This is a genomic window from Cupriavidus basilensis (assembly GCF_029335485.1).
GTDB classification, from domain to species: domain Bacteria; phylum Pseudomonadota; class Gammaproteobacteria; order Burkholderiales; family Burkholderiaceae; genus Cupriavidus; species Cupriavidus basilensis_E.
Genome location: NZ_JARJLM010000250.1, coordinates 1 through 7,280, shown reverse-complemented (window position 1 = coordinate 7,280; position 7,280 = coordinate 1). Strand labels below are relative to the sequence as shown.

7 protein-coding genes are annotated in these 7,280 nt (G+C 66.3%); 1 reads left to right on the top strand and 6 read right to left on the bottom strand.

The window, feature by feature from the left end:
- From P3W85_RS14265 to ispH, 6 genes are all read right to left on the bottom strand, one after another.
- The coding region (locus P3W85_RS14265; protein WP_276265258.1) for a lysylphosphatidylglycerol synthase domain-containing protein at window positions 1-939 on the bottom strand (939 nt) is incomplete at its 3' end.
- The gene (hpnK, locus tag P3W85_RS14260; protein ID WP_276265259.1) at window positions 936-1,757 is read right to left on the bottom strand and encodes a hopanoid biosynthesis-associated protein HpnK; all 822 of its coding nucleotides are present in this window, start codon (window positions 1,755-1,757) and stop codon (window positions 936-938) included. The genes P3W85_RS14265 and hpnK, both read right to left, overlap by 4 nt.
- Before the next feature lie 41 nt (window positions 1,758-1,798).
- Entirely contained in the window at window positions 1,799-3,220 is a 1,422-nt protein-coding gene (hpnJ, locus tag P3W85_RS14255; RefSeq protein WP_017225516.1) for a hopanoid biosynthesis associated radical SAM protein HpnJ, read from the bottom strand.
- A gap of 16 nt (window positions 3,221-3,236) precedes the next feature.
- Entirely contained in the window at window positions 3,237-4,502 is a 1,266-nt protein-coding gene (gene hpnI / locus P3W85_RS14250) for a bacteriohopanetetrol glucosamine biosynthesis glycosyltransferase HpnI (protein WP_276265257.1), read from the bottom strand.
- Window positions 4,503-4,522: 20 nt separating this feature from the next.
- Entirely contained in the window at window positions 4,523-5,704 is a 1,182-nt protein-coding gene (gene hpnH / locus P3W85_RS14245; RefSeq protein ID WP_017225646.1) for an adenosyl-hopene transferase HpnH, read from the bottom strand.
- 32 nt (window positions 5,705-5,736) lie between these two features.
- Window positions 5,737-6,738, bottom strand: a complete 1,002-nt coding sequence (gene ispH, locus P3W85_RS14240) for a 4-hydroxy-3-methylbut-2-enyl diphosphate reductase (protein ID WP_017225645.1) — start codon at window positions 6,736-6,738, stop codon at window positions 5,737-5,739.
- A 177-nt stretch (window positions 6,739-6,915) separates the two neighbouring features.
- Between ispH and P3W85_RS14235 the strand changes: the two genes are divergently transcribed.
- On the top strand, window positions 6,916-7,280 hold a 365-nt coding region (locus P3W85_RS14235; RefSeq protein ID WP_276265256.1), incomplete at its 3' end, for an NAD-dependent epimerase/dehydratase family protein.

The window sequence follows — 7,280 nt, the reverse complement described above, 5'->3', positions numbered from 1 at the left end:
CAGCGCGGGCACGCCGAACAGGACCTCGCGCGCGCGCTTGACCAGCGCCAGCGACAGCGACACCTGCGGATCGACGCCGAGCAGGTGGCCCAGCAGCATCACCACCGCTTCCTGCACACCCAGCCCGGCCGGTACGAAGAACGCCACATGGCGTACCGCCTGGGTCAGCGACTCGATGGCGAGCGCCTGCCAGAACGGCACCGGGTGGCCCAACACCATCAGTGCGAACCAGATCTCCAGCGCGCCCACCACCAGGCCGGCCAATTGCCAGCACAGCGCCGCCAGCAGCGCGCCGTGGCGTGCGTTGAGCGCGCGGATCTGCGCATCCAGGCGCGCGCCATCGATCAGCGCCACCAGCCTGTGATCGCCGCCGAACAGGCGCCGGGCGGCGCCTTCGAGCCGCTCGAATATGGCGCTGTGGCGCAAGGAGAGCGCAAACAGCACCGGCACCGGCAACGACAGCAGCAGCCCGACCAGGATGACCCAGGCCTGGCTGCTGCCATGCATGGCCAGCATCAGCAGCACCACGCCGATTGCCGAGAATACATACTGCGCGAACAGCGTCACCATCACCTCGACCACCACGCTGGCAGTGACTGCCGTGGTGTCGGCGACACGCAGGCGGGCCAGGCGGATGCCGACCAGTTCGCCGCCTATGCTGACGGTCGGCAGCAGGCGGTTGACCGCCTCGCGGACAGTGGCGACCCACCACAGGAAACCAAGCCCTGCCTTCTGCCCGGGGTCGGCGGATGCTTTCAGCAGTACGCGCCAGCCCTGTGCATCAAGCAGCAGCGGCAGGGCGTGGAAGGGCACCAGGAGCAGCAGGGGCCAGCCGGCCTGCGTCACGATGCGGGCGACGTCGCCCACACCCTCGTGGATCACCAGCGCGGTCAGGGCCAGCATGCCGAGCAGGCCGGTCAGGTAAATCAGGCGTTTCATGCAGAGGCCAGCGCGCCGGGCGCGCCGAAGATATCGGTAAAGCCGCCGTGCCGCACCGCGGCCCGGTCCAGTGCCTCGCGCACGCGGGGCGACAGCAGCGCCGCCAGTTCATCGGCGTGGCGGTAGCCGAGCATGGTGGGCGCCACCGCAGCGCCGGATACCACGCCGGGATGCAGGTAGATTTCCCCCACGCCCGGAGGCAGCCTGGCCAGCGCGGCCAGCAAGACGGCCTCGTCCATGCCGCCACTGTTCTCGATGCCGACCACGTAATCGTTGTGGGCGATGCCGGCCCTGTCCAGCCGGCGCCGCAGCAATGCCAGCCAGGGCCGCAGCAGCAGCGGCGCGGTGGTCTCGCGCGGCAGGCGCATGGCGCGCAGGCCGAATTCGCGGCCGATACGCAGGATAAGCGACAGCACGGTGGGGTGCAGGTGGAAATGCTTGTGCGTGTTGACGTGGTCCAGCATCAGCCCGGTTGCGGCAAAAGCCTCGAACTGGGCGCGGATCTCAGCGGCCAGCTGGCGCCGGACATGGGGCAGGAAAAAGAAACGGCAGCCGTCGCGCGCCATCGCCGAACCGAAGCGGCCCTGCGCATCCACCAGGGCGGGAATGGACGATGGCGGCAGTACCGCCGGGCCGTCGGCCAGCACCACATGCAGGCCCACGCGCAAGCCGGGCAGGCGCCGGGCGCGCGCCACCGCGTCGTCGGCGGCGCTCGCTCCCACCATCAGGCTGGCGGCGCCGAGGATGCCGTCGCGGTGAGCCAGCTCCACGGCCTCGTTGACGCCGGGATGCAGGCCGAAATCGTCGGCCGTGATGATGAGGGCACGCTGCGATGCCGCTGGAGGATGGAGCGCCAGGATCAGGCCTCGTGCGAACGCAGGAAGCGGAAGAACTCCACGCCTTCGCGCAGGCGCCGCTTCATCATGTCCCAGCTGCCCAGCATCTCGCGCACGATCTCCCAGATCTTGCTCGGGCGGAAGTAGAAGCGCTTGTAGAACGTTTCCACGCCGTGGTAGATCTCTTCCTTGGACAGGTGCGGATAGCTGATCGCCGCCAGCTGCACGCCCTTGTCGTTGACCAGGTTGATCACCTTGTTGTCTTCGAGCCAGCCGTTCTCGACCGCCTGCCGGTACAGCGTGGTGCCGGGATAGGGCGCCGCCAGCGAGACCTGGATGGTGTGCGGGTTGATGTCCTTGGCGTAGGCGATGGTCTTCTCGATGGTCTCGCGCGTTTCGCCCGGCAGGCCAAGGATGAAGGTGCCGTGGATGATGATGCCGAGCTTGCGGCAGTCTTCGGTGAAGCGGCGCGCGATATCGGTGCGCAGGCCCTTCTTGATGTTCAGCAGGATCTGGTCGTCGCCGGACTCGTAGCCCACCAGCAGCAGGCGCAGGCCGTTCTCCTTCATGATCTTGAGCGTACTGTAGGGCACGTTGGCCTTGGCATTGCAGGACCAGGTGACGCCCAGCTTGCCCAGGCCGCGCGCGATCTCTTCCACGCGGGGCTTGAAGTCCGTGAAGGTATCGTCGTCGAACATGATCTCCTTCACCTCGGGCATGTTCTCCTTGATCCATTTGACCTCGGCGATCACGCTTTCCGGCGAGCGCGTGCGGTAGCGGTGCCCGCCCACCGTCTGCGGCCACAGGCAGAAGGTGCACTTGGAGCGGCAGCCCCGGCCGGTGTAGATCGACACATAGGGGTGCTTCAGGTAGCCGATGAAGTAGTTGTCGATCTTCAGGTCGCGCTTGTAGATGGGCGCCACGAAGGGCAGCTCGTCCATGTTTTCGATCATCGGGCGCGGGCCGTTGTGCTCCAGCGAGCCGTCGGGGAGCTTATAGCTCAGGCCGGGAATATCCTTGAGTGGCTTGCCGGCCGCCACGTCCTGGCAGGTGTAGTCGAACTCCTCGCGGCACACGAAATCGATGGCCGGGCTGGCGCCGAGCGTGCCGCTGGGGTCGACCGCCGGCTTGGCGCCGACCATGCCGATCAGCACGCCGGGCTTGCGGGCTTTCAGCTCTTCCGCGAACTTGGCGTCGGTGGGGAAGGACGGCGTGCTGGTGTGGATGATGACCAGGTCGTAGCCGACGGCGATGTCCAGGGTTTCCTGCACACCCAGATCGTCAGCGGGTGCATCCAGCACGCGGCTGTCCGGCACCAGCGCGGCGGGCTGGGCCAGCCAGGTGGGATACCAGAACGACTTGATCTCGCGCTTGGCCTGGTAGCGCGAACCCGCGCCACCGTCGAAGCCGTCAAAGGAAGGAACCTGGAGGAAGAGGGTTTTCATAGCGGCCTCTGGATAGTCATGCCATTTCATTTGTTGAAATGGACGTCTGGCGATCTGATTCGCCGTCGTCCGTTTTTTTTGCTGTCAAGGGAAGAGCGTGAGGCGCCATGCCGGCGTTGCCCGCGCCGGCGGGCGCAGGGGCATGCTGGTGCGTGCGCGAGCCGGCCGGCCTTGCACGCTCGGGCCGTTCGCTGACAGGCAATACCTGGCCGCGCCAGCTCACGTACGAGCCGGACAGGGCGGCAGCCCATTCGGCCAGCAGCAGCGTGTCGCGCAGCGGCGCCAGCAGCATTGCGCCGACGCTGCGCGCCAGCAGGCTGCGTGCCAGCAGGCCGGCCAGTGCCGCGCCAAGTACGACCGGCGTCGGCGCCAGCCAGCTGGCGAGCGCCAGCATTGGCCAGGTAAAGGTGATAAAGATAAAGGCGAAGCCGAGCGGGTCGAGCGAGCGGATGGTGCGCATCCAGCGCAGTTCGTGCGACCAGAGCGCGCCAAGGTGTGATTCGGTCACATCGGTGCTCACCACGACATCCGAGAGCACGGTCGCCAGGCCCTTGCGCCGGGTCAGTTCGCCGAGCCAGAAATCGTCGGCAAGCCGGTTCGAGAGCACATCGAAACTCCCGATTGCGTCCAGGGCTTCGCGCCGCAGCGCGAGGGTGGCGCCGAAGGCAAAGCGGCGGGAGCCGCCGGCGTGGGCAATGCGCACCGAAGGGACGAACCAGGCATCGATAAACTGCACGCCCAGCCGGGACCAGAGGCCGCCACCCACCCGCCGGCCGCGGTACAGGCAAGTGACCACGCCGACGCCCGCATCCGCCAGGGGCGCGGTAACGCGGGCAAGATAGTCCGGCGCCACCGCAATATCGCTGTCGGCCACGACCAGCCATGGGTGGCGCGCCAGCGGCAGCAGGTTGATCAGGTTGCTCACCTTGAGGTTGCTGCCGTGCACGCACGGATCCACCGCCAGGGCGATGTCGCAGTCAGGGAAATCGGCGCGAAGGCGTTCGACCACCGCGATGGCGGGATCGTCGGCGGCACGTACGCCGAATACCAGCTGGTAGGCGGGATGCTGCTGCCGGCACAGGCTGGCCAGGTTTTCGTAGAGGCGGGGTTCGCCGCCGCAGAGCGGCTTTAGTACGCTTACCGGCCGCTGGCACGGGTCGCCCGGCGCCACGTTGCCGGCCGGGTGCGCCGCCAGCGTGCGCCGGCTCAGCCAGGCGGCGGCCACGGCGTAGCCCGCCGACAGGCACGCCAGCGAAGTTGCCGCAAGCGTGCTCCAGTCCATGTCGGTCTGCCTTGAACGGTTCAGTGCTTGGCGCCGGCGGCTTGCCGTGCTGCCGAGGCCGGATCGTTGGCTGCCTGCTTGGACGACTTGGCACGGCCGATTTCCTCGAGCTTGATCTCGACGTGCTTGGAGAACACGTAATCGGCGGGGCGCTGCTTGCTCAGGTCGATATCCGGTGCCATTTCGCCCTTGGTGCGCACGCCGCGCAGGCTCACGCCCAGCGCCTTGAGCGGATGGGCGATGGTGTCGGCCACCGCGGTGGCTTCAAAGCCGCTATGGACCATGCAGTCGGCGCATTTCTCGTAGTTGCCGACGCCGTAGGCATCCCAGTCGGTGCCTTCCATCAGTTCCTTGAAGGTGCTGACATAGCCTTCGCCGACCAGGTAGCACGGACGCTGCCAGCCGAACACGGTACGCGCCGGGTTGCCCCAGGGGGTGCATTTGTAGGTCTGGTTGCCGGCCAGGAAATCCAGGAACAGGGTCGACTGGCTGAAGGCCCAGTTCTTGCCATTGCGGCCGCGTTCCAGAATGTCGCGGAACAGCTTGCGGGTCTTGCCGCGATTCAGGAAGTGCTGCTGGTCGGGGGCGCGCTCGTAGGCGTAGCCCGGCGAGACGGTGATGCCGTCCACGCCCATGCCCTTCACGGAGTCGAAGAAACGGGCCACGCGTTCGGGCTCGGCATCGTTGAACAGCGTGCAATTGATATTGACGCGGAAGCCACGCTTCTTGGCCGCGCGGATCGCCTCGACGCAACGGTCGTACACGCCTTCCTGGCTCACCGAGCGGTCATGCATCTCGCGGTCGCCGTCCAGGTGCACCGACCAGACGAAGTAGGGGCTGGGCTCGTACTGGTCCAGTTTCTTTTCCATCAGCAGCGCGTTGGTGCACAGGTACACGAACTTGCGGCGTGCAATGATGCCCTTGACGATGGTGGGCATGTCCTTGTGCAGCAGCGGCTCGCCGCCGGCGATGGAAACCACCGGCGCGCCGCATTCATCGACCGCGCCCAGGCATTCCTCGACCGAGAGGCGCTGGTTCAGGATGGGGTCCGGGTAGTCGATCTTGCCGCAGCCGTTGCAGGCCAGGTTGCAGCGGAACAGCGGTTCGAGCATCAGCGCCAGCGGGTAGCGCTTGTTGCCCGACATATGCTGCTTGACTACGTAGGCGCCCACGCGGGCGACCTGCAGAAAGGGAATGGCCAAAATGTACTTCCTCGTTATGGGGCGGCCGGGCGTCAGCCAGCGGCGGTTTGCGGGTCCGGTTGCGGCACGGCCTCGACTTCGGCCGTCCCGGCTGCCTGTTTGCGCGGCAACGGATCGGCCAGCTCGGCCGGTAGGCGGAATTCGGCGTGCTCCTCGCGGCCTTCCATGGTGGAAACCTCCACCGGGCCGAGACGGCGCAGCGTGGCGATCACGTCCTTGACCATCTCCTCGGGCGCGGAAGCGCCGGCTGTGATTCCCACCACGTCGACGCCGCGCACCCACTCGGGGTTCAGCTCGCTGCCGTCCGCGATCAGGTAACTGGGCACACCGCTCTCCGTGCCGATCTCGCGCAGCCGGTTGGAGTTGGAACTATTGGTGGCGCCGATCACAAGGATCACTTCCACCCGCTTGGACAGTTCACGCACAGCGCTCTGCCGGTTTTGCGTGGCATAGCAGATATCCCGCGTGTCCGGTCCCACCAGGTTGGCGAAGCGCCGGCTCAGGGCCGCAATTATATTACGGGTATCGTCCACGCTCAGCGTGGTCTGCGTGACATAGGCCACGGGGGTGTCATCGGGCAGGTCGAGCTGGGCGACCTCGGCCTCGCTTTGCACCAGGATCACCTTGCCGGGAATCTGTCCCATGGTCCCTTCGACCTCCGGATGGCCCGCATGGCCGATCAGGATGACGGTGCGCCCGCTGGCGGCATATTGCCTGCCCTGGGTATGGACCTTGATGACGAGCGGGCAGGTCGCGTCGATCGGGTGCAGCTGGCGGGTGCGAGCGTCGCTCTCAACGTCCTTGGACACGCCATGGGCGCTGAAGATGGTGACAGCGCCGGTCGGCACTTCGTCCAGTTCCTCGACGAAGCGCGCACCTTTGACCCGCAACCCTTCTACCACGTGCTTGTTGTGCACGATTTCATGTCGCACGAACACCGGGGCACCGTGCTTGAGCAGGGCGCGGTCGACAATTTCGATCGCACGCACCACACCGGCACAGAAACCACGGGGTTGAGCAAGAATCACCTGCATAAAGATAGGCCCCCCGAGCCAGTCAACGGGTTCAGCATTTACAGCACTTACAGCATTTAGTTGATATTCAGGAATCACTTTCCCGTCATACGGTGGTTACTATATACCCGTGCCGCAACCTTTGTCTGGCACCTGGCAATCGCCAGCAACACTTTGAGGGTTATTTCGGTGGGCAACATGACTTCAGGCGACTCTGTACTAGTAACGGGCGCATCCGGTTTTCTCGGTTCGGCGGTGGTGCGGCAGGCGCTGGCACGCGGGTTCCGGGTGCGCGCGATGGTACGCGCCGGCAGTCCGCGCCGCAACCTGGAGGGCCTGCCCGTGGAGATCGCCGAGGGCGATATGCGCGATGCGCGCGCCATGGCAAACGCGCTGCGAGGCGCGCGCTACCTCTTCCACGTGGCGGCGGACTACCGGCTGTGGGCGCCGGATCCCGAGGAAATCGTGCGCACCAACGTGGCCGGGACACAGACGGTGATGGACGCAGCCCAGGCGTGCGGCGTGGAGCGCATTGTGTATACCAGCAGCGTCGCCACCCTGCG

Bases quoted from the DNA above. Each gene is read 5' to 3' on its own strand.
- hpnJ (WP_017225516.1), bottom strand. From the start codon at position 3,220: ATGAAAACCCTCTTCCTCCAGGTTCCTTCCTTTGACGGCTTCGACGGT.
- hpnI (WP_276265257.1), bottom strand. From the start codon at position 4,502: ATGGACTGGAGCACGCTTGCGGCAACTTCGCTGGCGTGCCTGTCGGCG.
- ispH (WP_017225645.1), bottom strand. From the start codon at position 6,738: ATGCAGGTGATTCTTGCTCAACCCCGTGGTTTCTGTGCCGGTGTGGTG.